Annotated in this window: 21 protein-coding genes and 10 pseudogenes; 10 read left to right on the top strand and 21 right to left on the bottom strand. The window is 41.8% G+C overall.

Annotation, left to right across the window (positions count from 1 at the left end; genetic code table 11):
* Positions 1-68 precede the first annotated feature (68 nt).
* The 3 genes and pseudogenes from G4D76_RS09055 to G4D76_RS09050 all read right to left on the bottom strand — a co-directional run.
* Positions 69-1,581 (bottom strand): annotated as a pseudogene (locus G4D76_RS09055) (ABC transporter permease/substrate-binding protein).
* Positions 1,582-1,657: 76 nt separating this feature from the next.
* Positions 1,658-1,822 carry a hypothetical protein gene (locus G4D76_RS15070; RefSeq protein ID WP_250130339.1) on the bottom strand — a complete coding sequence of 55 codons (165 nt, stop codon included), beginning with the start codon at positions 1,820-1,822 and terminating at the stop codon, positions 1,658-1,660.
* Positions 1,805-2,514, bottom strand: a pseudogene (locus tag G4D76_RS09050) (ABC transporter ATP-binding protein); the annotation flags it as partial. The gene G4D76_RS15070 and the pseudogene G4D76_RS09050, both read right to left, overlap by 18 nt.
* 167 nt (positions 2,515-2,681) lie before the next feature.
* On the opposite strand from G4D76_RS09050, the gene G4D76_RS16010 reads away from it, so the two are divergent.
* From G4D76_RS16010 to G4D76_RS09040, 3 genes are read left to right on the top strand one after another with little or no spacing between them, the layout of a single operon-like run.
* Entirely contained in the window at positions 2,682-3,494 is an 813-nt protein-coding gene (locus G4D76_RS16010; RefSeq protein ID WP_371814679.1) for an aldehyde dehydrogenase family protein, read from the top strand.
* Positions 3,460-4,005 (top strand): aldehyde dehydrogenase family protein, encoded by a 546-nt coding sequence (locus G4D76_RS16005; RefSeq protein ID WP_256440447.1) that lies wholly within the window; start codon positions 3,460-3,462, stop codon positions 4,003-4,005. The genes G4D76_RS16010 and G4D76_RS16005 overlap by 35 nt, the downstream gene beginning before the upstream one ends.
* A 36-nt stretch (positions 4,006-4,041) precedes the next feature.
* Positions 4,042-4,707: an SDR family oxidoreductase gene (locus G4D76_RS09040; RefSeq protein ID WP_213809708.1), complete on the top strand. Its 666-nt coding sequence runs from the start codon at positions 4,042-4,044 to the stop codon at positions 4,705-4,707.
* A gap of 50 nt (positions 4,708-4,757) precedes the next feature.
* Here G4D76_RS09040 and G4D76_RS09035 read toward each other — a convergent pair whose 3' ends face one another.
* The 10 genes and pseudogenes from G4D76_RS09035 to G4D76_RS08995 all read right to left on the bottom strand — a co-directional run bounded on the left by G4D76_RS09035 (position 4,758) and on the right by G4D76_RS08995 (position 14,002).
* Complete coding sequence (locus tag G4D76_RS09035; RefSeq protein ID WP_250129878.1) at positions 4,758-6,164, bottom strand: YfcC family protein; 1,407 nt, start codon at positions 6,162-6,164, stop codon at positions 4,758-4,760.
* Positions 6,165-6,262: 98 nt separating this feature from the next.
* On the bottom strand, positions 6,263-6,556 hold the full coding sequence (locus tag G4D76_RS16900; RefSeq protein ID WP_371814461.1) for an ATP-binding cassette domain-containing protein: 294 nt from the start codon (positions 6,554-6,556) through the stop codon (positions 6,263-6,265).
* 5 nt (positions 6,557-6,561) lie between these two features.
* Entirely contained in the window at positions 6,562-6,831 is a 270-nt protein-coding gene (locus G4D76_RS16895) for an ATP-binding cassette domain-containing protein (RefSeq protein ID WP_371814678.1), read from the bottom strand.
* Between the two features lie 111 nt (positions 6,832-6,942).
* On the bottom strand, positions 6,943-7,971 hold the full coding sequence (locus G4D76_RS09025) for an ABC transporter permease (protein WP_035809855.1): 1,029 nt from the start codon (positions 7,969-7,971) through the stop codon (positions 6,943-6,945).
* A gap of 82 nt (positions 7,972-8,053) precedes the next feature.
* Positions 8,054-9,439: a sensor histidine kinase gene (locus tag G4D76_RS09020; RefSeq protein ID WP_213809707.1), complete on the bottom strand. Its 1,386-nt coding sequence runs from the start codon at positions 9,437-9,439 to the stop codon at positions 8,054-8,056.
* A complete protein-coding gene (locus tag G4D76_RS09015; RefSeq protein ID WP_213809706.1) occupies positions 9,436-10,113 on the bottom strand; it encodes a response regulator transcription factor in 678 nt (225 codons plus the stop codon). Before G4D76_RS09015 ends, G4D76_RS09020 begins: the two co-directional genes overlap by 4 nt.
* A gap of 116 nt (positions 10,114-10,229) precedes the next feature.
* Positions 10,230-11,372 carry a globin domain-containing protein gene (locus G4D76_RS09010; RefSeq protein WP_213809705.1) on the bottom strand — a complete coding sequence of 381 codons (1,143 nt, stop codon included), beginning with the start codon at positions 11,370-11,372 and terminating at the stop codon, positions 10,230-10,232.
* A 172-nt stretch (positions 11,373-11,544) separates the two neighbouring features.
* Entirely contained in the window at positions 11,545-12,096 is a 552-nt protein-coding gene (locus G4D76_RS09005) for an MFS transporter (RefSeq protein ID WP_213809704.1), read from the bottom strand.
* A gap of 11 nt (positions 12,097-12,107) precedes the next feature.
* The gene (locus G4D76_RS09000) at positions 12,108-12,896 is read right to left on the bottom strand and encodes an MFS transporter (RefSeq protein ID WP_213809703.1); all 789 of its coding nucleotides are present in this window, start codon (positions 12,894-12,896) and stop codon (positions 12,108-12,110) included.
* Positions 12,897-12,911: 15 nt separating this feature from the next.
* Positions 12,912-14,002: pseudogene (locus G4D76_RS08995) on the bottom strand (5-methyltetrahydropteroyltriglutamate--homocysteine S-methyltransferase).
* A gap of 122 nt (positions 14,003-14,124) precedes the next feature.
* Here G4D76_RS08995 and G4D76_RS08990 point away from each other — a divergent pair.
* Together G4D76_RS08990 and G4D76_RS08985 are read left to right on the top strand one after the other, a co-directional pair.
* A pseudogene (locus tag G4D76_RS08990) lies at positions 14,125-15,038 on the top strand (LysR family transcriptional regulator).
* A gap of 62 nt (positions 15,039-15,100) precedes the next feature.
* A complete protein-coding gene (locus tag G4D76_RS08985; RefSeq protein ID WP_213809702.1) occupies positions 15,101-15,385 on the top strand; it encodes a GNAT family N-acetyltransferase in 285 nt (94 codons plus the stop codon).
* 45 nt (positions 15,386-15,430) lie between these two features.
* Here the strand turns inward: G4D76_RS08985 and G4D76_RS08980 are convergent.
* From G4D76_RS08980 to G4D76_RS08955, 7 genes and pseudogenes are all read right to left on the bottom strand, one after another.
* A pseudogene (locus G4D76_RS08980) lies at positions 15,431-16,247 on the bottom strand (cation diffusion facilitator family transporter).
* 219 nt (positions 16,248-16,466) lie between these two features.
* Positions 16,467-17,309: a DUF368 domain-containing protein gene (locus tag G4D76_RS08975; protein ID WP_213809701.1), complete on the bottom strand. Its 843-nt coding sequence runs from the start codon at positions 17,307-17,309 to the stop codon at positions 16,467-16,469.
* Positions 17,310-17,350: 41 nt separating this feature from the next.
* Positions 17,351-17,756 (bottom strand): annotated as a pseudogene (locus tag G4D76_RS15065) (sulfite exporter TauE/SafE family protein).
* Between the two features lie 64 nt (positions 17,757-17,820).
* Positions 17,821-17,988: pseudogene (locus tag G4D76_RS15060) on the bottom strand (TSUP family transporter); the annotation flags it as partial.
* A gap of 240 nt (positions 17,989-18,228) precedes the next feature.
* Positions 18,229-18,423 (bottom strand): hypothetical protein, encoded by a 195-nt coding sequence (locus G4D76_RS08965; protein ID WP_213809700.1) that lies wholly within the window; start codon positions 18,421-18,423, stop codon positions 18,229-18,231.
* Between the two features lie 5 nt (positions 18,424-18,428).
* A complete protein-coding gene (locus tag G4D76_RS08960) occupies positions 18,429-18,773 on the bottom strand; it encodes a methyltransferase domain-containing protein (protein ID WP_213809699.1) in 345 nt (114 codons plus the stop codon).
* Positions 18,774-18,781: 8 nt separating this feature from the next.
* On the bottom strand, positions 18,782-19,639 hold the full coding sequence (locus G4D76_RS08955; RefSeq protein WP_213809698.1) for a fructosamine kinase family protein: 858 nt from the start codon (positions 19,637-19,639) through the stop codon (positions 18,782-18,784).
* Positions 19,640-19,925: 286 nt separating this feature from the next.
* Here G4D76_RS08955 and G4D76_RS08950 point away from each other — a divergent pair, with 286 nt between their 5' ends.
* Entirely contained in the window at positions 19,926-20,282 is a 357-nt protein-coding gene (locus tag G4D76_RS08950; protein WP_250129877.1) for a CHAP domain-containing protein, read from the top strand.
* A 130-nt stretch (positions 20,283-20,412) separates the two neighbouring features.
* Here G4D76_RS08950 and G4D76_RS16890 read toward each other — a convergent pair.
* A pseudogene (locus tag G4D76_RS16890) lies at positions 20,413-20,782 on the bottom strand (YbgA family protein).
* 178 nt (positions 20,783-20,960) lie between these two features.
* On the opposite strand from G4D76_RS16890, the pseudogene G4D76_RS08940 reads away from it, so the two are divergent.
* From G4D76_RS08940 to G4D76_RS16885, 4 genes and pseudogenes are all read left to right on the top strand, one after another.
* Positions 20,961-21,741: pseudogene (locus G4D76_RS08940) on the top strand (ABC transporter ATP-binding protein).
* Complete coding sequence (locus G4D76_RS08935) at positions 21,734-22,798, top strand: FecCD family ABC transporter permease (protein ID WP_213809697.1); 1,065 nt, start codon at positions 21,734-21,736, stop codon at positions 22,796-22,798. Before G4D76_RS08940 ends, G4D76_RS08935 begins: the two are co-directional and overlap by 8 nt.
* 36 nt (positions 22,799-22,834) lie before the next feature.
* Positions 22,835-23,814: pseudogene (locus G4D76_RS08930) on the top strand (FecCD family ABC transporter permease).
* Between the two features lie 93 nt (positions 23,815-23,907).
* Positions 23,908-24,078, top strand: a complete 171-nt coding sequence (locus tag G4D76_RS16885; RefSeq protein ID WP_371814460.1) for a hypothetical protein — start codon at positions 23,908-23,910, stop codon at positions 24,076-24,078.
* Positions 24,079-24,093 lie beyond the last annotated feature (15 nt).

The raw sequence follows: 24,093 nt of genomic DNA, 5'->3' as shown, positions 1-24,093 counted from the left end.
ACTTAAATAAGCATTTAAAAAGCACTTTATCCTTGGCTCATAAAGAGTATCAGGATAAAGTGCTTTTTTTATTCCAGTAAATTATTTTCTTCTAAATATTCTTCAGCCACATCATACGGGCTTTCATCTTCCACAGATACACGGTAGTTCATGTCCTGCATTTCTTCATCCGTAATCATGCCGGACAGTTTATTTAACGGTTCCACTATCTCCGGATGTTCATCCAGGAACTCCTGCTTAAACATTGGTGCTCCCTGATAAGGCGGGAATACCTCTTCTGTATCTTCAAGTATCACCATATCGTATTCCCGAAGCTCCGCATCCGTTGCATATGCATCCATCAGGTTAATATCCCCGCTTTCAATCGCCTGATAACGCAGCTGCGGTTCCATTGTCACTACATCATTAAAGTTTAAATTATATGCTTCCTGGATTGCCGGATAGCCGTCTTCTGTTCTGTCATTAAACTCCATAGTAAAGCCTGGTTTAACAATATCTTCAATTTGTCTGAGGTCTCCGATGTTTTCTAGTCCGTGCTCTTCTGCAAAGTCCCTTTTCACAGCAAGTGTATATTGTTATTAAATGCCATCGGCTCAAGCATCGTCATGTCATATTGTTCATCAAGGGCAGTGTTCGCCTGATTATAAACTGCTTCAGCTTCATTGGATTCCGGCGGTATATTGACGAGTTCACCAAGTACTGTTCCTGTAAACTCAAGGTAGCCGTCTATATCATCAGATTCCAGGGCATTGAACAGGAATGATGTTTTACCAAGACCATCTTCAACATTAACGTTGTAGTCTGTCTCTTCCTCGATTAGGATTTTATACATATTCGTAATAATCGAGGGCTCTGCACCAAGTTTCCCGGCGATTGTCAGACTGTCACCGCGGTTAGTTAATAACGGTGCTAACGCTACGAGCAGAATAACGATGAATATCGTTCCAACGAGTGTGACTGCTTTTTTATACGACAGATTTTGAATCACTCTTAAAATAACATCGAAAAGAATCGCCAGTAATGCTGCCGGTATCGCACCGATTAATATGAGGTGTGTATTGTTTCTGTCGATACCTAAGAGAATTAAATCACCAAGACCGCCCGCGCCAATCAGTGCAGCGAGTGTTGCAGTACCGATAATCAGTACCCTGTTCGGACACCTGCCATAATAACCGGCATTGCAATCGGCATTTCCACTTTCATCAATCTTCTCATCGGCTTCATACCGATGCCCCGTGCTGCCTCAACGAGCGATGCATCCACCTCAGCTATACCTGTATAAGTATTTCTAAGTATCGGGAGTAACGCATAAATAACGAGCGCGATAATTGCCGGAACCACACCGATACCGAACAACGGAATCATCAGCCCCAGTAATGCCAGAGAAGGTATCGTCTGCAGTACTGCTGCGACATTAATAACTACTTCTGCCGTGCGTTTTGTTTTAGTTAAAATAACGCCTAACGGTATACCGATAACAGCCGCAATCAACAGCGCGATAAACGATATCTGAATATGCTCTATCAAAGTCGACAGCAGCTCGCCTTTACGAGAATTAAGTGTTTCTAAAAATGTATTCATGCGCTGTCACCACGCTTCGCCGATAAATGTTTAAAGACATCCTGTCTGTTCAGGAGTTTATTTCCGTCTTTAGTCTTCACTGCCACTGTCTCGTGTTCCGCAAATACTTTAAATGCATCTTCAATTTTGTTTCTTCTTCCACAAGAGGGTAATCTTCATTATTAACCCCCTGTGAATTCTCGCTGACGAATTCGCCGACAGTTACTCTTTCTTTCTGCTGGTATCCTATAAACTCTTTCACGAAATCATTTTTCGGAGTCGAAAAAACTCGTCGGGGCTGCCAATCTGTTCAATTTGACCCTCATTAAATAAACAAATACGGTCGCCCAGCTTCATTGCTTCTTTAATATCATGCGTCACAAAGACGATTGTTTTTTTAATTTCCCGCTGCAGTTTAATTAAATCATCCTGCAGGCTTTCCCTTGTAATCGGGTCTAAAGCACTGAATGGTTCATCCATTAAAATGACCGGCGGATCTGCTGCCAGTGCGCGAATTACCCCAACACGCTGCTGCTGCCCTCCTGAAAGTTCAGCAGGTTTACGATTTTTATATGTATCGGGATCAAGCCCCACCATAGTCATCAGTTCAGCAGTCCGTTTATCAATGTCCGCTTCTTTCCATTTTTTCATCTGCGGCACCTGTGCAATATTTTCGGCGATTGTCATATGCGGAAACAATGCTATCTGCTGCAGTACATAGCCGATATCCCAGCGCATTTCATAGACTTCGTAGTCACTCACCGGCTTATCTTTAAAATAAATATAGCCTTCAGTTAACGGAATCAGTCTGTTAATCATCTTCAGAGTTGTCGTTTTGCCGCTTCCGGACGGCCCTATTAAGACAAAGAACTCCCCTTCTTTAACATTAAAGCTCGCATCTTCGACAGCGGTTTTACTGCCGTAGCGCTTTGTCACATTTTTAAACTCTATCATGGCTTCTCCACTCCTCTTTATTTTAAGTCATTATATGTATTAAAATAGGGAATAATGATGTATACCCTATTTAATACAAACTTAAAAAGGGAATAGCATATATTACAATATTTTTTTGAGAGGGGATTATACATGTCGATACAATCGATAGTTGAAAATCAGCGTGAATTTATTATAAAAACCATACTAAATCAGTCAGCTTCCGTATACGCCAATTAAAGAAGCTGAAAAGTGCCATTCAAGCTAATGAAAGAATGGTTCTGGAAGCTGTAAATAAAGACCTTGGAAAATCCGAAGCCGAAGCATACATGACAGAGCTCGGTATTGTTTATAAAGAATTTGACTACGTTATTAAAAATCTCAGGAAATGGAATACCCCGAAGAAAGTTTCAGGCTCAATGATGAGCTTCCCTGCTAAAAATTATATCTACCGTGACCCGTACGGCGTGGTTCTTATTTTATCGCCATGGAACTATCCATTTAATTTAACGATGATGCCGTTGATCGGTGCGATTGCCGGAGGTAACTGTGCACTCGTTAAACCTTCTGAAACAAGCCCGCATACAGGTGCAATTATCGAAAAGATTCTGAATTACACTTTCAGTGAAGAATACGTTTACTGTGCACCTGCGGATACACCGCATGATGAAGTTAATAAACAGCATTATGATTATATATTCTTTACCGGCAGTACGAGCGTCGGCAAGGAAATTATGAGCATAGCGAGCGAAACGCTGACACCCGTCACACTCGAACTCGGCGGTAAAAGCCCTGCTGTAGTTGATGAAACTGCGAACATAGATGTTGCGGTTAAAAGAATTGCCTGGGGTAAATTTGTCAACGCCGGACAGACATGTGTCGCTCCCGATCATGTAATCATTCACAGCTCGAAGAAACAGGAATTTATCGACCGCATGCTCCATGAAATTGAAGAACGCTACAGCAATGCTGAACACAGCGATGATTTTCCAAATTATTAATGAAAAGCACTTTAAGCGCTTATCGGGCCTCTTAAGAAATGAAATGGTACTCGGCGGCAATTTAAATGAACAGAGGCAAAAAATTGCACCTGCGATTATGCCGGACAGCACATTCGATTCGACAGTAATGGAGGAAGAAATCTTCGGTCCGTTACTGCCGATTATTACGTACGATAATCTTGAAGATCTCATTGTGCACCAGCAGACATTGCCTAAACCGCTTGCCTTTTATATATTTTCTGAGAATGAGCGCAATACTGAAACCCTGCTGTCACGCCTGTCATTCGGCGGCGGCTGTGTAAACGATACAATTATGCACCTGTCGCATCATGACCTGCCATTCGGCGGAGTCGGTGCCAGCGGCATGGGACATTATCACGGCAAGTATTCCTTCGACACATTTACACATGAAAAGAGTGTCGTGAAGAACAGTACTTTAATCGATATTCCGGTGCGTTACGCACCATTTACTGAAGCAAAATCCAAGCTTTTCAGAAAGTTTTTAAGTTAGACTATAGATATAAGCACATTAAAGGAGTGTATACAGATGAGTATTTTAGTTATTGGTGCAAACGGCGGGGTCGGAGCTCACCTCGTCTCCCAGCTTAAACAAAATTCAATCGATTTTACAGCAGGTGTCCGTAAAGAAGAGCAGGTAGCGGACCTTGGCAATAAAGATGTGAAAGCAACATTGATTGATGTAGAGAAAGACTCAGTTGAAGAACTCATAGAGAAAATGAAAGGCTTTGAACAAGTTGTCTTTTCAGTAGGTTCAGGCGGCAGTACAGGTGCAGAGCAAACGATTATCGTTGATCTGGACGGTGCAGTAAAAGCAATTGATGCAAGCGAACAGGCAGGCGTTGACCATTTCGTTATGGTGTCAACTTGGGACTCAAGAAGAGAAGCATTCGATACACCGGATGCTCGGAAGATTAAACCGTATACAATCGCGAAGCACCATGCAGATGTTCATTTAAGAAATTCAGGACTGACACACACTATCGTTCACCCTGGAATGCTGACTGACGAAGCTGGTTCAGGCAAAGTCGACGTTGATTTATACTTCGGTGAGATTAAAGATGTGGCACGTGAAAATGTAGCACATGTACTTTACGAAGTCGTGACAAATAAAGAAAACCGCGGCAAGGAACTCCAGGTACTCGACGGCAGTACTGATGCAGCAAAAGCAGTTAAGAACTTTAACAATAAATAAGCAGACAAAAAAAGACGAGAACCCAAAAGGTTCTCGTCTTTTCTATATTTTTAAGACCATCCTGTAATTTGCGCAATTGTTAATGCACTTAAAGAAATTACCATAAAAATTACAAACAATGGGAAGAAGAATCTAATCCACTTATGCCACTCTACTCCTGCAAGAGCTAATGCAGCCATAAAGTATCCGCTCGTCGGATATAAAATATGTGCGAATCCGTCTCCCAGCTGGAATGCAAGTACTGCTGTCTGACGTGTTACGTTAACCATATCAGCAAGTGGTGCCATAATTGGCATCGTTACTAATGCCTGCCCTGATCCTGACGGAATTACGAAGTTAATAAGCAGCTGTACAAAATACATACCTGCTGCTGCAAGTACTGGAGGTAATCCTCCAACAACAGTGCCCAGTCCGTTTACGATCGTATCCATAACCTGACCGTCTTCTAATATAACGGCAATTGAACGTGCCAGACCGACGATAATTGCACCCATTAATACTTCTCTGAAACCTTTCGTAAATGCTTCACTGATACGCGTTAAGTTAGTCCTGTTACAAGACCGACAGTAATACCCATAATGATGAATAAGCCAGCCATTTCTATCATAAACCAATCCAGTTCGATTACTCCGTATATTAGAATACCGAGAGAACACCAATACTGTTAATGCACCGGCAATTTGACGCTTTGTTGCGGTCAATGGTGCAGAGTCTCCAATAGATGAGTACATTTCACGTTTTTCTGCATCATCTTCATACACTAAACTTGCTTCCGGATTTTTCTGTACTTTTTTGGCATATCTCATTATAAACCATGCTGTAACTGCTAAAACGATAACAAATAGAATCAACCTGAACCCAAGTCCTGAGAACGTTGGAAGTCCTGATTGTCTGCGCAAGTCCTGTATAATAGGGTTCAGTACACCTACGTATACATCGATTACTGTCCCGCACAGCGCTACAGCAGCAGCGGTCATAGAGTCATAGCCGAGGGCAATAACCAATGGAATAATGACCGGTATATAGACCAGTGATAATTCCGCTGTACCGATTAATGTCGCAACTGAAGCGAATACTGCAACCAGTACTGGTATGATAAATATACTTTTCTTCGAAAATTTACGCGCCATTTTATCGACTGCGATTTCTATAATGCCGCTTTCCCGCAGTACCATAAACATTCCGCCGATAATCAGCGTAAAGAATACGACTTCACCTGCGTCGACAAGTCCGCGCGGAATTGCCGTTATAAATTCCGTTAAGCCTGTCGGTGTCGATTCAAGATATGTAAATGATTCCGGATCTACTGCTGCACGGCTGTTTTCCAATTCAATACGGTCGAATTCACCAGCTGGAATTAAATAAGTTGCAGCTGCTGCAACGATACCGAATACAAATAATATTACATAGATATGCGGCATTTTGAATCCGCTTTTCTTTTTCTGATCATTGCTCATATGTAAACTTCCTTTTTTATTTTTCATTGTAACTCATATGAACTCTGCCTAAAAGTACTAAAGTGGATAAAAAAAGACGAGTCTATGACCCATCTTCTCTAAGATTCGATAGTTTTACCATCTTTCATCTCAACAATACGTTCTGCATACTCCAGCATATCGTTATCGTGCGTAACCATCAGCACTGTAATATTTAATTCCCGTGCCAGTCTCTCAATTAATTCTATCACTTCAACCGAACGTTTTGAATCGAGACTTGCCGTCGGTTCATCGGCAAATAGTATTTGAGGTTCATGGATAATTGCACGGGCAATTGCCACACGCTGTTTTTCTCCGCCTGATAAGTTTTCAGGATAGCTGTCTTTATGCTCCCGCATATCGACAGTTGTCACGCATCTTAGATACGTGCCGCTCTCGATTTTTTGGACCATTTCGTTTCAGCAGTATCAAGCATCAGCTCAAGCTGTTCTCTCACAGTAAGGAATGGTACAAGGTGAGCGTGCTGGAAAACAAAACCGAAATGCTTCGCTCTGATTTCACGGACACCTTCTGCGTTCATTGCCGACATATTTTTTCCGCCGAATGTAATTGAACCGTCGCTTAAGTCCTGCAGTCCCGCGGCGATTGTTAAGAGCGTACTTTTACCGGAACCCGAAGCACCGACCAGTGCCGTCAGTTCTCCTTTATTTAATTCGAGATCGATACCTTTTAAGATTTGTTCTTTCGTACTGCCGTGCTTGAATTTTTTTTAATATCTTCTAATTGGAATAAACTCATTTTATGCGCCTCCCTGGTTAATTGCCTGCATCGGTTCTACCTGCTTTATCTGAATACCTGACAGTGTCGCACCAATGAATCCGATAATCATGAATGCCCCTGATGACAGCAGCACCATGCTCGCTGTTAAGTGGAACGGCATACCGCTCGGTGCGAACATGTTAAATAACTGGCTGACGCCGACAGCTAAGAGCAGTGAAATAATTGTGATGATAAACATTTGTGTCCACATCATCTTGAACAGCGTAAATGTTTTCACGCCGATTGCTTTTAAAATACCGAATGTACCAAGTTTCTGAACGTTAATCATGTAAAAGAATATCGCAAATAACATTCCGCTGATTACGTACAGGAAAATAATAATCATGTTCAATGACATCTGTTCTGCGCTGTAACTTGGAATTGTATTTAGAAAATCCCCGTTATTAAAGTGTGAAAGTTCGTCCACCGGCTCTTCTGCCGCCGTAGTAAATGCCAGCTGGAATGTATCCGTTCTGTACATTTCAAAGAAATCTTCGCTGTTAATAAATCCGACTGGAGAGTGGCTGAATTTTTCCTGTTCGGCAAAGCCTGTAATTGTCAAATCTTTATCCATTAGGCTTGTTGAAACAGTATCTCCAACTTCAAATCCTTCTTCCTGGAACGACTGATCCACTACAATTTCACCAGGTGCTGTTTCCGGGAAAATTACTGAGTCATCGGCACTCACATATGCCAGACTGTGTTTTTTATCTTCATTATCCTGGAACTCACCCATTTGAATCGAGAATAATGTAACATCTGAGTCTGCATCTTTAAGACTGTCAATCTGCTCATCAGACAGTGCTGAGAAACTGTGATTCTCTTCTGCACTCTCTTCCATATAAAACGTACCTTCCGGCATATTTTTAATTAATGCCGCATTATCCTGTGACAAACCGCTCGCGAGCCCCGATATACTTAATGTTAAAAGACTGATTAAAAATATAATCGATCCGAGAATCGTATACCGCAGTTTGTATTTTTTCATTTCTTTCCATGCCATCTTCATTAAAAAATCCTCCTCGTAATCATCTGTGAGTCATACTTTACACGCGGAATATGAACTCACTATGAACGAGGAGGAAAAAATATTATTCTGCTGTATCAACCGGCAGTCTGACTGTAAAGACAGTGCCGTTTTCGCTGCTTCTTACATTAATTGAACCATTATGCAGTTCGAGAATCTTTTTAACGATGGACAGACCAAGACCTGTACCGCTGACACTGCTCGTACGAGCAGTATCCACACGGTAAAATCTGTCGAATATCTTATCGATGCTCACGGTATCAATACCTTCGCCGGTATCGCTTATTCTGATTACAGTGTGTGCTTTATAACGGGTCATCTCTATATCGATGCTCCCTGCGTCGCCGTTATACTTAACAGCATTCGACAGCAGGTTATCCCACACCGTGTTCATCAGCGCTTTGTCCGCCATAATTTCAGTATCCTGAAGTTTATGCGACAGCATCAGTCCTTTTTCATTAATCTTCCATTCATAAACCTTAATCAGACGCTCCAGCTGTTCTTTTAAATTATAAGACTCTTTACGGAGCAGATAATCTTCATGGTCGATGGATGACAGCACAAGGAGCTGCTCCGTCATCGTCGACAGCCTGTCTATTTCAAAATCCACTGTCTCTGTATATTCAGTTCTCTCAGCTGCCGTGAGCGGTTTGTTTAACAGCTTGTTATAGCCTTTAATACTCGACAAGGGTGATTGGATATCATGGGATATGTTTGAGATAAAGTCCTTCTGAATTTTATCGTTGTACTCAATTTGTCTCGACATTCTGGCAAAGTTCGACGACAGTTCGCCGAGTTCATCCTGCCGGTTCGTATCGAGATCATGAACAGAGTAATCACCTGCAGCGAGCAGCTTCGTCGCTTCGCTGAGTTTTGCCACCGGCTTAATCAGGAAATGCGCACTGATAAATACCAGCACAATACTTAACAGCACAGTCAGCATAAACAGAATTCCGAATAACAGATGCATCTCATTAAATAAGAGATTAATATCCGGGCGGATAAATAATGCGTATGCTGTACCGTCATGATTTACTGGCACACCGATAGTGTTCGTCAATTCATTGGCAAAAAATCCGGTCACAAATATTTCCGCCTCAAAATTCGCCATACCATGATACGTTTCACCGTTAAGCACGCTCTTCACAACATTCGAAGACAGATTATGGTCGTTAAAGTCTGCACCGAAGAACGATTTATGCGCCTCACCGTCCGCAAGGTACATCTGGTAGCCTGAAGCAGCGACAGTCGACAGATAATCTTCGATCTGCACATCTGGATTGCCTTCTATAAATTCAGCGATTTCTGCTGCAATCACCGTATTCTTTTCATCATTGCTGTCTTTTAAATTAAATTGATAGTACGCATTCGACACAACAAATGCGATAAAGAAACTGAGTATCATGATGCCGAGCGTCATCATGACAAATTTTACATATAACGACTTCATACAGACGGCTCCAGGAAGTATCCGACACCCCGCACGGTCTTAATCGTAAAATCTTCCGTCAGTTTAGTAAATCTCGTTCTGAGTCTTTTAATGTGAACGTCCACAGTGCGCTCGTCCCCTTCATAAAAAATGCCCCAGATCTGCTCGATTAACTGTTCACGGGAAAACACCTGACCGGGATGTTCCGCCAGCAGCTGCAGCAGCTCGAATTCTTTCAGCGGCAGCATATACGTCTTATCTTCGATTTCAACAGTATAATTGTCGGGATAAATGCTGACATTGCCGATTCGGATTGAGTCTGTTTCGCCTTCAGCTTTATAGCGGCGGAGCAGCGCTTCAATTCTGAAGATCAGTTCCTGCGGTTCAAACGGCTTCACGAGATAATCATCCGTACCCGCTTTAAAACCTTCCGCCTTATCATCAATATGGCTTTTCGCTGTTAATATAATTACAGGAATATCATACTCTTCCCTTATTGCTTTTGTCAGCTCAAGACCGCCCATATAAGGCATCATGACATCGACCACTGCAAGAGAACACGGGGCTTCCTTCAGGCGTGCAAGCGCCTGTCTGCCGTCGTTCGCAGCTGCAACACGGTATCCGGCTTCAGTTAAATTCAGCGTTACAAACTTTACAATATTCGGATCGTCGTCAACGACTAATATTCTCTCCATACCGCTCCTCCTCAGGCTGTTATTACCAGTATTATATCACCATTTTAAAAATCCTTAAGTTCAGATTACTCATTAAAAAAACCATCCGCTGATGCGGATGGCTATACAATATTAAATTATACGGCTGTACTTAAGCGCGGGATAAAGATTTCGTAGTGAATACGTCCTTTATCAACGCCTGCTTTTCCTAATTCCTTAACGATTGACTGAATGAATGTCACACCGCCGCAGACGTAAATTTCCTGTTCGTCTTTAAGGAATTTCTGAAGCTCATCACTCATCAGGAAGCCTTCTTTGTCTCTTACGTGAGTGTGCAGCTCTGCATTTTCAGCTTCTGCGATATTTTTAAGTTCAACTTCAAATGCAATATTGTCTGCATTTTCAGATACCTGGATGAACTGCGCGTCAGCATTCGCACCTGCTGTTTCACGGTACATTGGGAATAACGGCGTTACACCGATGCCTGAACCGATGAACAGCTGAGGTTTATCAGCATTTTCAACACCGAATACACCAACAGGCGCCGATAAATTAATCGTGTCGCCTGTATTCACTTCTTCATGCAGGTATGTCGATACTTCACCGCGGTTGCCGTTAAGATTTTCTTTTCTTACCGCGAAAGTCAGCTTGCCGTCCTGAACATCGACGATTGAGTAGTGGCGTTTTGCTCTGTAAGGCAGTCCCGGAACCTGAACATCTACTGTGATGTACTGTCCTGCTGAATACGGGATATCTGTAATGTCATCAGATTTAACTGTGAATGATTTAATAATACCTGTTTCTTCACGGACACCGATAACTTCAAATGGCTTGAAGCTTTCCCATGCCATACCTGCATAGATATCTTTTTCAATTCCGATAAATGCATCGGCAATCTCACCATATGCTTTACCCCAAGTCTGGATAATCGGATCATCAGCTTTCAGACCTGTAACTTCCTGAATAGCAGCAAGCAGGTTTTCACCTACGATTGGATAGTGTTCAGGCAGTACTTCAAGTCCGCAGTGCTTGTGTGCAATCGGCATTACTACCGGTACGATCGGCGTTAAGTCCTCAATATGCTGTGCAGCTGCAAGTACTGCAGTTGCAAGTGCAGTCGACTGCAGTCCCTGTTTATGGTTAGGCTGGTTAAACATGTTGCGCAGCTCAGGATGTTTTTCAAACATTCTCTTGTAGAATTTAGAAGTAATTTCGACACCTTTATCTTGTAAAAGCGGAATTGTGCTGTGAATAATTTCAATTTCTTCTTTGTTAACCATATTAACACTCCTAATTGTTGTATTTATTACATTATCTAATACTTCTCCACTTATCTCAACAGAACACGCTTTCATTGTTAAAATTTTCACAAATATATGAATATTTTTTGACATTCGATTAAAAGTATAGAAAAAAGACGTGAATCGGAGTAAGATTCACGTCTTGAAAAATTTACACTGCAGCCGCTTCTTTTACTTTTCTTAAACGGCCTTTCTGAACTTCGGTTCCATACTGTTCCTGCACAAAGAGCAGCGCACAGAATGCAGTAATACAAGGTAAAGCGAATCCTAAAAACGACAGCTGTGCGGGCATATTAGTCATCAGCACCCAGCCGATCAGGAGCGGTCCTGTAATTGAACCGATGCGTCCCATACCGACAGCAATGCTTAAACCGGAACCGCGTATATCCGACGGATAGAACATCGTTATATATGGATTAATCAGGTTTTGGGAGCCGGCTGTGCATGCGCCTGCTACTGCTATAAGAACAAACAGCAGTACTGTGGAGCCCGTCAGGCTTAACAGGACAAATGCTGCTGCACCTGTTCCGAGAAGCGTCAGAAGTACGTTGCGGTGGCCGATTTTATCCACCATATAGCCTCCGGCAAGCGATCCTGTCATCTGGCCGACAGCCAGTGTCATCGTAAAGATCATTGCCGATGACACCCCGTAGCCGGATTCCTGCATATTCGGCAGCCATGTGCCGAGCCCTGAAATCATCATAAGGCAGCTTATTACTGCAATCCAGAACATAATTGTCGACAGTGCTTTTCGTTCACTGAATATTTCTTAAACGGCAGACCTTGCTCTGCACTCACCGTCTCAGAAATCTCATATTCATCACGGGCAGTATATTTTTCAGTACCCGTTGCTCTATTTAAAATATCTGCAATTTCCTCTTTGTTTCCGCGGACAAGATGATAGTTAATCGATTCAGGGAATTGCTTCAGGAAGAATGGCGTAATCACTACTGTAAAAATACTAACCCAGAAAAACAGTCTCCAGCTTAAATACTCCAGGAAATATATACCTAAAAGCGATGCGCCGATAGTACCGATAGAATAACCGCAATACATCAGCGCAACAATCATCGCACGGTTTTTACGTGGAGAATACTCCGCCATAAGCGATATCACTGCAGGCATTAAACCGCCCATACCGATTGATGCAATAAAACGGAAGATAACGAATACCGTTTCGTTTGGTGCAAAACCGGCCAGAAAGTTAAATAAACCGATAATCACAAGGCATATAGCAAGCACCCTTTTACGGCCTATCACATCTGTCATCGTGCCGAGAATAAACGTTCCGGCCATCATCCCCATCATGGCATAACTGCCAATCGCACCTGCGACTGCAGGTGTAATTTCAAACTCACTCATCATTTGCGGCAAACCGAGTCCGTAAACTGCGATATCAAATCCGTCAGATGCAATTGCGATAAAACACCATATAAACACGAGCAGATGGAACTTGTTGAATTTACTGTTTGCAATGACCGTTTCCGGGTTAATTTTCGCCATTCACATTCCTCTTTTCTATTTCCAGACGTCAGCAGCGGTATCCACGACGTATTTTAATTTCTGCCATTGCTCTTCTTCTGTCAGTACGTTGCCTTCTTCAGTGGATGCGAAGCCGCATTGCGGGCTTAAAGCCAGCTGCTCGAGCGGTACATATTGAGCCGCTTCACTAATACGCGCTTTAATATCTTCCGGGTTTTCAAGCTCTCCGTTCTTCGATGTAACAAGTCCTAGAACTATGACTAAATCTTTTCTGTTGACGTGACGCAGGGGCTCAAAACCACCTGCCCGGTCGCTGTCATATTCAAGGAAGAAACCATCGATATTTAAGCGACCGAATAATATTTCCGCTACCGGCTCGTAGCCGCCTGACGAAATCCAAGTTGAGCGGAAATTACCGCGGCAGATGTGCATCGTGATTTTAAAGTCCTCCGGACGGCCGTCCACTGCTTTATTTAATACTTCCAAATACTTTTCTTTTAAGTATTCAGGGTCCTGTCCTTTATCGATTAATTTTGTTTTTCTTCATCTGAACAGAAGTAGCCCCAGGAAGTATCATCAAGTTGTAAATAACGGCAGCCCGCATCGTAAAATCCCTGAAGCACTTTCTTGTATGCTGCTGCAAGATCGTTAAAGAATTCTTCTTCGTCAGGGTAGATATCCTTATCAATTTCCCCTCTGAAATGCAGCATACTCGGACTCGGAATTGCATATTTAGCAACGATATCTCCGGCCTGCTCCTGTAAATATTTAAAGAATTCAATTTCTCTATGTCCGTCAAAGTCTACTTTCCCTGTGACTTGAATTGCACGGGACTTCGTCTGGCGTTCTTTGAATGCGATCCCGCCGCCTGTATCGGAGCCTTCAACACCTTTAAGTCCCTCGAGGAAGTCGAAATGCCACCATGCACGTCGGTACTCCCCATCTGTTACTGCTTTTAATCCTGCTTCTTTCTGTTTTTGAACAGCATTCGCAATCGCTTTGTCTTCAACTGTTCTCAGCTCTTCTAAAGTAATTTTTTCATCCTCGAATTGTCGGCGGGCTTTTTTCAGCTCGCTTGGTCTTAATAAGCTGCCTACGTGATCAGCTCTGTATATTTCTTTAGTCATATGTATTTGCCACTCCATCTCTTTTAATGATTGTTTAAATATTATCATGGCTGTATGATATAGACTAACTGATTAAATTCATTACTCGTTATAACTTTAAGCTATACCAATAGGAGGATATTATGTCACTTCAACAATTAAAGTATTTAATTGCAGTCGTTAACAGCGGATCTATTAATGAAGCTGCAAAGAAACTGTATATTTCACAACCGACTTTATCAAAAGCCATTAAGGAACTCGAACGTGAAATGGGAATTACGATTTTAAAGCGTACTTCAACAGGTATCGTTCTCAGCCCGGACGGAGCGGAGTTCCTCAGCTATGCCCGGCAGATTACAGAACAGGTAGAGCTCCTGGAGAATAAGTATCTTGATACACCCTATCAGGAACAGCTGCTGTCCGTATCGACACAGCATTATTCTTTTTCTGTCGATGCAATGGTCCGGATGATTGAACTGCACGGCGGTGACAAATATCAGTTTTCACTGCGCGAAACACGCACATATGAAATTATCGATGATGTGAAAAACTTAAAAAGTGAAATCGGCGTTCTGTATATGAACAAATTTAATGAGAAAATACTGACCCAGCTGTTAAGAGAAAGTCATTTGACATTTGAGCTGCTTTCACAGCGAGCCCTCACGTTTTTATAAGTAAAACTAATCCGCTCGCGAAAAAAGACAAGGTCACTCTGGATGATTTGGAACCTTATCCGAGGTTATCATTTGACCAGGGTGAACACAGCTCATTTTATTTCTCAGAAGAAATACTGAGCACACTGCAGAGTCCGAAAAACATTCTGGTCAGCGATAGAGCAACGATATTCAACTGTATGATCGGTTTAAACGGCTATACGATTTCAAGCGGAATTTTAAGCGCAGAACTGAACGGTACTGATATTATTCCCGTGCCACTGGATGTCGATGATGAAATTAAAGTCGGCTGGATAACGAATAATAAAGCACAGCTCAGCCGCGTAGCAAAGCTCTATCTTGAAGAATTAGTTAAAACGATTAAAAACTACAATCTGCTTTAGACGTGTAAAATTTTTCCTCGGGGTATAGTATTAATGCAGAAAATATTCGGAGGTGTGATTAATTGGATATTAAACAAGGTACTAACAAATTTTATTTCGGAGATGACCCGCAGAATCCTGATGGTGAACTGACGTATCTTCCTGACAATAAGGATAAACTCGTAATAGACAGCGTTGTCGTGAAAGAAGAAATGCGCGGTGAAGGACTCGGGGACGTGCTGCTTGATGCCGCTGCCGATTACGCCCGCGAAAACGACTTGAGATTAATCGGACAATGTCCGTTCGTTGCAAAACGTTTTGACGAGTATAACGATAAGTACAAAGATGTTATTTTCAGAGAAGCATAAAAAATTCCCTTTAAGACTTTCATTCATCAGTCTTAAAGGGATTTTTTATTCATTAAGCTTTGGTTCCGGATGCACATACAGGGACATAATCCCTTTATCGTGCATATGCTCTTCTACCTGATCGCATATATAATGTGCTTCTGTTATTGAAATTTCAGGATCAACAATAATCGTCACATCTAAAAAGATGCTGCTGCCGTGATAGCGCCCTTTTATCGATTTAACATCCATAACACCCGGGACTTCCAAAACATCTTCTTTATGTTCTATTAAATCGTCATCATTGTAGCCGTCACTTAAAGCGAACACTGCGTCTTTTAATATTTTAAAGCCGGTATACATAATCAAAACCCCGAGTATTGAGGCTATAATAACGTCAGCTATAGGCAAGCCAAGCTGTGTCAATATCAAACCGGCAGCAGTTCCGAAACTGATCATACTGTCCGACATGTTATCCATTGCCGCAGATTTGAGTGAGCTGCTGTTCGTTTTCTCTGCAAGTTTTGAATTAATAAAGAAGACAGCGAGCATTATTAAACCACTGGCAATACTTATATAAATCACTACCGGGTCAGGCGTTGACACTACCGGTGAAAAGATTGCCGGGAGGTTTTCAAAAAGTACCTGAACACCAACAAATATAATAATGAAAGAAACGACGAGAGAAGCAATGTTCTCAGATTTTAAATGGCCGTACGGATGATTGTCATCGGGCGGTCTAATCGATATTTTCAAACCGATTAACACAGCAACAGATGCAAAAATCTGTCATATTATTTAAAGCGTCGGCACGCACCGCCGCAGAATCATATTCCATACCGAAATAATATTTCACTACAGATAAAATAATATAAGTAATGATACTTAAGTAAGCCCCTCTCTGGGCAAGTTTTAATTTATTTTATTACCCATTGTGACCGCTCCTAAAATTTAGTGGAGATTCATTATGCACTGTATTCAAAGTATTTTCAACAGCTTTCGATGTTTTTTAGAACTTTCTATTACATGAAATAAATTTTTAGAGCGTCCGAAAGTTTATCTTCTGTTACCCTCTTTTAAATAAAAAATAACACTCCGCTGGTTAAGGAGTGTCATTTCTCGGCTTACCGAAAATATAACTGATAGAGAGTCCGGCTAAAAATACAATTATGGATATAATCCATCCTGCACCACTGTCTGGCAATCCCGGATAAATGGCGAATGTTGAGCCGAAAAGCAAACCGATAATCCCGGCGTAAGTCAGGTAGGTATAATTTTTAAGCAAATGCGAAATTATTCTGCTCGCAACAAGTATACCTGTTACTATGCCGAGACCAGTTGAGATTAAAATTGGCAGTACTTCAAAGTTCAATGATGTAAATTCATTAATCGCATAAATAACTATCGGGTATACTCCGAGAATCAGCATGACAAGAGAACCTGAGATTCCCGGCAGCAGCATCATTGAGGCTGCCAGTATACCTGCAAGGAAGTATTTAAATAAATCGCCTAATTCCATGCCTGCACTGCTTGCCGGCGGCGCATCAGCATTGAACATTGACATAGCATAAAGTATTGCGATTCCAATAAGTATCAGGATAAAATGTATCGCTCTGAATTCTGCTTTAACATTTGAAATTCTTATCATCATGGGTATTACTCCAAGCACCATTCCCATAAAGAACCAGTGAGTGGGCATTGTGTGATTTTGCAAAAAGTAATCCAGGACAGAAGACATCGTTAATATTGCAATGGCCATGCCGAGTACCAAAGGCAGTAAAAATGCTAATGCCTGCTTATAGTGCTTTGATATTATCCGGCTGATGGCACCGAGGAACTGATCATAAATCCCTAGTAATAACGCCATCGTACCGCTGCTGACACCGGGGACCAATTCAACTATTCCCATTAAAAAGCCTTTAGGCACATTTTTCCAATTAAACATATCTTCAGTTCCATTCTTTATAATTTACTCCGTATATTTTATCACATTTTACCAGCTGTCAATAATCTATATATGCCGAGTAAGAGAAGAACCATCCTCAATATGAATACAACGGTATTTGAATCGAGCTTTCTATTCAGTTTAACACCGATCTTCGCCCCAAGATAAGCAGCTGGAATCAGTGTCAATGCATAGAAAAAGTGAATATTACCCTGCAGCAGATGACCGGTCGCAGAAGAAACACTGCCGAACAGCACTAAAAACATACTCGTGCCGACTGCAATTGACGGCGGCATTAAAAATAATAATCATCATCGGTGTCATTAAAGCACCACCGCCTACACCGAATAATCCGGCTGCAAAGCCGGCAAGTAAACTTCCGATAACTCCTATGTAAGGCGGGAAGCGTAGTAATGAACTTCTCCTGCCCCGTATGAGGTCTGACATATCTTTCGTCCTGAAATACTTTCATCGGTTTTATTTTGTCCCTAATGAGCAGTATAAAACTGACTAAAATGATAAACAGCCCAAAATACAGCTTCAGGCTGTCGACTGTAAACAAGCTGCTTGTATATGAACCGAGCATTGCACCCGGAATAATTCCGTATAAAAGATACTTCCCATTTTTCCAGTCGACCTGTTTATTTTTATTGTATGAAATAACAGATGATAGTCCGATAAAAACAAGAACCAGACTGGAAGTACCGACAGCAATCTGCGGTGTGATTCCTTCCAGTATCCCGAGTTCAGCCCCTAAAATATAAGAACGGGAACGATGACTATACCGCCGCCGAGCCCTATTAATGATCCGACAATTGCTGCAATCAGACCTGTTGCCGCGAGCAGTATGAAATCCATGTCATCATCCTCATTTTAGTTAATTATTTTTCAGCAGATGCAAGAATTGATGCGTCTTTGTTCATAAATACTTTTCTCCATGGTAAAACGTCTTAATATCGGCCGATTTAAAACCTGCATCGATTAAAGCAGAATGCATTTCATCATGAGTAAATCCGTTATGCACTTTTTCATGATAAATCGATTCGTTTTTATCGAAATCAGCAATCAGCAGCTGACCCGAATCATTTAATAAGGTATATAGTTTTTTAATCAATTCTTTTATTCAGGTACATGCAGCATTACGAGTGACACAATAATTACATCGGCTTCATTGTTATCCAGCTCATCCGTCGCTCTCGTTTCTGCATTTTTGACATTGCCCGCTTCAATCTTTTCACTAACAACTTCCATCATACCTTCTGAGATATCACTGAAAATCAGCTGTTTAAAATAATCGGTAAACTGAAGACCAATGAGTCCGGTCCCGCAGCCGTAATCTATTAATGTTTTATTAGAATCAGCAGGTAAATGTTTTCTCACTTCTGCTGCTACTGTATTAGCCAGTTCAATTCTCTGTTCATTGTCATACTTCTTTGCCATTCTGTTAAATATATTTTCAGCCATATATTCTCCTATTCTTTACTTATTATGTTCCTCATTGTACTACTTACACTGCCGAGATACATCTCTCCAAACTTTACCAGATGAACAAGCAGCAAATACAGCTTGTAAAACTCTATACGGCGTTCAGCACCTTCTGCCAGAGGATAGACACTATCGTAAGCTTCATAAAATTCACTGCCAAACCCTCCAAACACCTGCGTGGCACCCAGATCAAACTCCCGGTCTCCATACAAGGGAGAAGGGTCAAATAATGCAGGACGCCCGTCATTTAGGAACATGTAATTTCCCGACCATAAATCACCATGAAGCAGTGAGGGCTTACTATCGTGTTTATTTAATTCCCCTTTAATTATTTCGAGCACACTGATAAATATTTGATTCTCCTGTTCGCTCCATAAATCTCTTTTGATAATTTCTTCATGCAGCTGCACCAGACGCTGATCGATGAACAATTCACTCCAAGTATTGAACCACCCGTTTTGAAATGTAATATCGCTGCCTTCATATGGCAGATGATAGCCGAACTGTCTATCCTTCTGATGTGTCAGATGAAGCTTTGCGACCAGCTCACCCAGGTCCTTCTGACTGCCAGAGCCCTCTTCTAGAAAATCCAGCAGTAAATAAGCATCACCGGAAATCTGTCCGTAACCCTCGACACGCGGCGCGGTAATTTCGGCTTTCTCAAAATCCCTCAAGCCTGCAATTTCAGCAGCATAAAAATCTTCAGCTCTACCCGGCTGCACCAGCAGGAAATAAAGTTTGTTACCCGTTTCGATACGGTATGCATCATTCACATCTCCGCCGCTGACAGGTGTGATACTTTTAAGATCTTTAACCGGTAATTGTGCGGTCCAATGTTTATCCATTAAAATTACCCCTTTCTTAAACTTTATACTTCTCTTTATTTCCTTTACAATATATGTGAAACACAACAGCAGTTCAAATTCAGAGAAAGCCTGCCACATATAGGTTATAATGCATATAGTTATTAAATAACGCATAGCGTTACATTTTGGAAAGGACACTATTTTATGAAAAGAATTATACTTCCCATCATCATTATCGCTGCTGCGGCATTTGGTTTAGTTTATGCAGACAGTAAAACTGATGATGGCTTAATAGAAGAACTTAGAATTATTCTCACCTAATCCTATGGAAAATAATACATATGATCAGGGAGAATGTACGTACTATGTTTTCGATAAAGTTAAGGAAGACGGCATGATAGAACGAACATGGAACGATGCTGAGTACTGGGCAGATCGTGCAGAAGATGACGGCTATGTTGTAAATAATGTACCTGAAGAAGGTTCATTAATGCAGACTGACCGCGGTGAAATCGGGCACGTTGCCTACATTGAAACTGTCTATGAAGACGGTTCATTCGCTGTGTCGGAAATGAATTTCCTTGAAGCATATGAAGTTTCAGAGCGAACAATTACAACAGAAGAAGCTGCTGATTATAAATATATTCATCCTAAAGTAAATAAACACGCCGGCAGAGGATAATATCATGGGGCTAAACAAGAAAATAAGGTTGTACTTCCCGTCGGTGCACGATTGGCTTCATCATCCTAGCATATTCAGTATAATAATCGCTCACCTCTAAGTACAGTACGTTATTGACGTGCTGTATTTTTTATTTATGCAACACAGTAGATTTTTGCAAGTACTCCACTTCGTATTTATCTGCTGACTTTCTAACAAAAGCCAGCATCTTTTCAGCCGGCACCTCTTCTTTTTTATAAGCTTCTTTTAAACTCATATATTCATTTTTCTCTGCAGCCGTACATACTTTTTAAAATATCCCCACATATGATCAGCTGTATTGATTACAGAACCAGATTCCGGCGTAATTTTAAATGCATCATTAATCAATATTTCCAGCGTTTCTATTGAGATATCTTTTTTCAATTCTTCCCTGATTAAATTATAATGTTTTGCGAATGCATCATAACTTTATATTTTTCTTCTGCCCACAGTTTTTCAATCATTCCACGCCGTTTCATCAGACCCCTTCTTTCCTTTACACTTTAATTATCTTGTACCCTTTTTCACGCAGCGATATATATTATATTGACATTCGGATATTATTGGCATAAACTTTCAGAGTGATAATGATTCTCAATACTCTGAAGAATCATCTATATGAGAGGTGACTGTGTTGAACGCACTTGAAATAAATATATAGCGGTTGGCTACCACAACCGTTCGGTAATAAATGACTTAAGTGTTACGATTCCCAAAAATAATAAAATAACTACAATTATCGGACCGAACGGCTGCGGAAAGTCTACGCTGATAAAAACGGTTTCCCGTATATTAAAAGCTGAGAAAGGTACGATTTTACTCGATGGTAAAGCGATTAATACTCTGGACACTAGAGAGATCGCCAAGCAGATGGCGATTTTGCCGCAAACTGCAGAATCTCCGGGCGGGCTCACCGTTTTTGAACTTGTTTCATACGGTCGTTTTCCATACAGAAAAGCACTCGGTTCTCTAAGTAGAGAAGATTATATTATATAACTGGGCGATTGAAGTAACAGGCCTTGCAGATTTCTCAGATCGTGAAATCAGTGATATGTCAGGCGGCCAGCGCCAGCGTGTCTGGATTGCTATGTCTCTTGCACAAGGCACGGAAACACTCGTGCTCGATGAGCCGACTACTTATTTGGACCTCGCTCACCAGCTCGACATTCTGCTTCTCTTGAAGAAATTGAATATTGAAGAACACCGCACCATTATTATGGTTCTGCATGACCTGAATCACGCTTCAAGATTTTCTGATTATATGATAGCAATGAAGGATGGAAATCTTATTACAAAAGGCAATCCTGAAGAAGTAATGACACATGACAATTTAAGAACATTGTTTAATATCGAAGCCGACATTCAGAAGTGTCCTTACAGCGGTCACCCGATTTTCACTTCTTATCATTTAAGCAGTCAGGACAAAGATTATGAGTAAATTCAATTCTTCCTTAACTGATAAAGAACAAGTAAAAGAAGTTAAAAATTCTGCAAAACCTGTCCGCGGAACGGTTATCATCTCAGGCGGGATAATTTTTCTGCTGTGTGCGTTTGCAGTATCTATTTCACTTGGTGCAGCAGATATAAACTTATCAACAATATGGAATGCTTTGTTTAACTTTGACGGGTCTGTCACACAGCACCAGATAATATGGGAACTCCGATTCCCGCGTATTATCGGTGCAGCAATCGTTGGAGCGGCATTCAGTGTTGCAGGTGCATTAATGCAAGGGATGACACGAAATCCTCTTGCCGATTCCGGACTCCTGGGATTGAATGCGGGCGCAGTGATGATGCTCGCAATCAGTTTCAGTTTTTTTCCGGGACTGCCGTATGTCTATGTTGTACTGATGTCGTTTTTTGGCGCTGCACTTGGTGCAGGTATAGTTTACGGCATTGGTTCGATGAGCAGAAATGGTTTAACACCGCTTCGCTTAGTCCTTGCAGGGGCAGCTGTTACAGCATTACTTACTGCATTGAGTGAAGGTATCGCTCTGTACTTTAACGTCGGACAGGATATGGCATTCTGGTATGCCGGAGGCGTATCCAGCACGCGTTGGAGTCATCTCGCGATAATAACGCCTATCGTTATTACCATGTTATTTATAGCGATGCGTATTTCAAAATCTATTACTATTTTAAGTCTCGGGGAAGAAGTCGCCGTTAGTCTCGGGGAACGCACAGTCAGAACAAAACTGATCAGCGCAGGCGTTATAGTCGTGCTTGCCGGTCTTGCAGTTTCAGTAGTCGGTGCAGTCAGTTTTGTCGGCTTAATTGTCCCGCACTTGACCCGCAGGCTCGTCGGTTATGACTACCGCTGGATAATACCCGTCAGCGCCGTTGTCGGTGCAATTCTCGTTGTTGTTGCAGATTTATTCGCACGTACGCTGAATGCTCCTTTTGAAATACCAATCGGTGCACTCATTTCTTTAATCGGTGTACCATTCTTCTTATACCTTGCTCGTAAGGAGGTAAGGCAATATGAATCAGTATAGACCCGCTGGTCTCATGAAAAACAGCGCCGTGCTGCAGTGGTTTCCAGTATCTTTATAGTTCTTTTACTTGTTTTATTCTCGTCAGTTTAAATACAGGTGTTATACGCATCGACCCGGTCACTGTGATAAAAACAATATTCGGCAGCGGCGAACCGCGTGATGAACTGCTGCTGTTTGAGTTCCGTCTGCCGAGAATTACCATTGCCGTACTCATCGGTATGGGACTCGCCGTATCCGGAGCCGTGCTTCAGGGGATAGTGAAAAACCCTCTGGCAGATCCCGGAATTATAGGAATCAATGCCGGGGCAGGACTTGCAGTGATGCTGTTTGTATCATATTTCTCAACTGAACTTGGAAACTCGGTATTTATTATGCCGTTTCTCGCGTTCATCGGTGCAGGCGCGGCGGCTGTTGTTATATATGCTTTCTCCTATAAAAAAGATGAAGGCGTATCGCCTATCCGATTAATACTTGTCGGTGTTGCAGTTGCTGCAGGTATTAGTGCATTGATGATTGTTCTGACCTTAAAACTCGATCCTAAAACATATGATTTCGTTGCCACCTGGCTTGCAGGGAGCATATGGGGTTCAAACTGGAACTTCGTATTGGCCCTTCTGCCGTGGCTTGTGATTTTGATTCCATTTGTTTATATGAAGTCACGAGTGTTAGACGTTTTAAACCTCGGCGATCATACTGCTGTCAGTCTAGGCATGAATCTCGAAAAGGAACGCCGAATTCTGCTTGCTGCAGCTGTCGGTCTCGCTGCAGCGAGTGTTTCGGTCAGCGGCGGTATCGGCTTTGTCGGGTTAATTGCTCCGCATATGACCAGAAGGCTCGTCGGCAATAAACATAAGTACGTCATTCCGATATGTGCGCTTATCGGTGCAGTGCTCGTATTAACCGCTGATACACTGGGCCGTGTCATACTTCAGCCTGCTGAAATTCCGACAGGTGTTGTTGTCGCGATTATAGGTGCACCTTACTTCCTGTACCTTTTAGCAAAATTAAATGATTAAACCAGTAATTCTAATCCGGCTGTAAAGCAGCCGGATTATATAATAAACAGTCATTGAGAATTCATCTCAATTAGCTGGAAAAGGAGAAATATTATGAAGAAATTTTTAAGTTTTACACTTGCGCTGGCTCTGTCAGTAATACTCGGGGCATGCAGTTCAGAAGAACCTGCCGGTGAAGAATCATCAAAGGAAGAAACTATTACATATGAATCTGAATTCGGTCCTGTAGAAGTTCCTGAAAACCCGGAACGCATTGTTGTTTAACCTACGCCCCAAACC

The organism is Jeotgalicoccus sp. WY2 (assembly GCF_018437745.1).
GTDB classification, from domain to species: domain Bacteria; phylum Bacillota; class Bacilli; order Staphylococcales; family Salinicoccaceae; genus Jeotgalicoccus; species Jeotgalicoccus psychrophilus.
Note: the sequence above shows the minus strand (reverse complement) of the source record. Positions and strands in the feature narration are given on the sequence as shown.